The following is a 1,893-nucleotide window of genomic DNA, read 5'->3' as shown; positions in this document are numbered from 1 at the left end:
TTGGTGGTGAGGTCATCCAAGACCGGAGAACCCCGCGGCGTTCCTCTTCACAGTTTCCTATGCGATTGGCTGCAGCCGCTAGTCGACCGTGCCAGATTAGATGAAAAGCCGGCGTTTCGCAGCCCTCGAGGGGCGCCATATAAGGCAGTGCAGGACGGTGGCGGCGGCCTAAAGTCGGCGATTAACGGCGCCAGGCGTCGAAGCGGCATACTAGACATAAGCCCCTACACGGCGCGTCATACAGTATCGACCGGTTTGGTTGTTGCTGGCGTTCACCCGCACGTCAAGGACCAGATACTCGGTCACGCTGCAGACGACATGTCGCGCCGTTACACGAACGTGCCGCAGGGGCCGTTGATCGAGGCGATCAACAAACTACCGGTCCCTGCGCCTTGGCGAGTCATCCCGTGGGTGTCGGAACCAGCAAAGCATTGGTCACGACTCGCGGAGGGCACGGGACGAAGGATGGATTTGGAGGTACGGAAGCATGACTGATGCCGAGCATGAAGCTGAGAACGTGAACGCGTCGGGGATTCGCGACGAAATCGTTGTCCTAATGAAAGATGGCGACGGGTATTTCGATCACGATCGGCTTTCGCTCAGATATCTCAAGAACGTTGTGCCCTGTATCGGAGACCGCCTTACGCTTCATCTGGAAGACGAAGGTCTTGGAGTTTATCAGGTGATAAATCGATACTTGGTCGACCTACGGCCGGACGACTATGAGGAGTGCGGTTTTTGGGCCCTCGTGGTCGATCAAATCCATGAAGATCATTTTTTCGAACTCGATTCGGCCGTACGGAAGATTCAGCGCGAAGATTTCGATGTGGTTTGGCTGGGCTAACCACTTCACTACGCCCCACCGCCGCCAACCAACTTGCCCGTCAGCCAATTTGCGGGCAGTCTCGCGCGATGTGCAATCTGTACAACCTCACCACGTCGCAACAGGCGATACGTGAGCTGACGCGCACGTTGCGCGATCTGTCGGGCAACCTGCCCCCGTCGATCGATATCTATCCAAACACCCCTGCCTCCTACACCTTTACCTTGATGAAGCGAAAAAATGAGATTGTCGTGGCCATAGCATGGCTGCTCAGTCATGCGGACTTCAACAGATGTCACAACGCTACCCGATTGCCTCAATTCTGACAGCCTGACGTTGTCGGGTGCGGCAGAGGGACATTGCCGAAATTCGGCCGAAGTGATCGGAAGGTTACAATGGGAAGAGTTTACACTGACTATTCGTTCGACTCCTTGAATGGATTTCTCACTATAAATACAGACGTTAGTGATTACTACGATGACAGTTATGTTGAGGCATACTGGGAAGACAGTAGTTATTTTCACGAAAGCTTCTACGATTCCACTTCGTTCTCATTCGAATTCGACGTTTGGGATGGAGGTGTATTTGCACACGACATCTCCGTCGAGAACGATTTCACTGGTGAAATTGAGACATACTCTGAAGACTACCACGTATACGTGTATGCCTCAGCAGGACAGTCGATCAATGGCAGCGGCATCCGGGACATCGCGTTTGGAAGCGATTTCAATGACGTAATTTCGCTCGGAGCGGGAAATGACGACGCGTTCGGAGGCGCCGGCAACGATTACATTGACGGCGGCAGCGGTGCCGACGTTATGCAAGGCCAAACCGGCAACGACATTTATATCGTCTCGTCGACCGGAGACCGGACGATTGAATATGCCGGCCAGGGCACGGACATCGTCCGAGCCTTCACGCATTGGACATTGAGTGCGAATATCGAGCGGCTGGAACTTCAAGGCAGCGCCAATCTTGTCGGAACAGGCAACAGCCTGAACAACACGATCGTCGGCAACAGCGGTGCAAACACGCTACGGGGTGCAGCGGGCCACGATTACTTGACCGGC

2 protein-coding genes and 1 pseudogene are annotated in these 1,893 nt (G+C 54.5%); all 3 read left to right on the top strand.

Going from position 1 to position 1,893, the window contains the following annotated elements:
- Positions 1 to 3: 3 nt before the first annotated feature.
- The gene (locus G6N74_RS30375) at positions 4 to 495 is read left to right on the top strand and encodes a tyrosine-type recombinase/integrase (protein WP_312857955.1); all 492 of its coding nucleotides are present in this window, start codon (positions 4 to 6) and stop codon (positions 493 to 495) included.
- Positions 488 to 844, top strand: a complete 357-nt coding sequence (locus tag G6N74_RS30370) for a hypothetical protein (protein WP_165121717.1) — start codon at positions 488 to 490, stop codon at positions 842 to 844. The genes G6N74_RS30375 and G6N74_RS30370 overlap by 8 nt, the downstream gene beginning before the upstream one ends.
- 374 nt (positions 845 to 1,218) lie before the next feature.
- A pseudogene (locus G6N74_RS30365) lies at positions 1,219 to 1,893 on the top strand (calcium-binding protein); the annotation flags it as partial.

Origin of the sequence: Mesorhizobium zhangyense, from assembly GCF_011045115.1 — a bacterium.
Classification (GTDB): domain Bacteria; phylum Pseudomonadota; class Alphaproteobacteria; order Rhizobiales; family Rhizobiaceae; genus Mesorhizobium_M; species Mesorhizobium_M zhangyense.
This window is presented reverse-complemented; position numbering and strand designations above follow the sequence as displayed.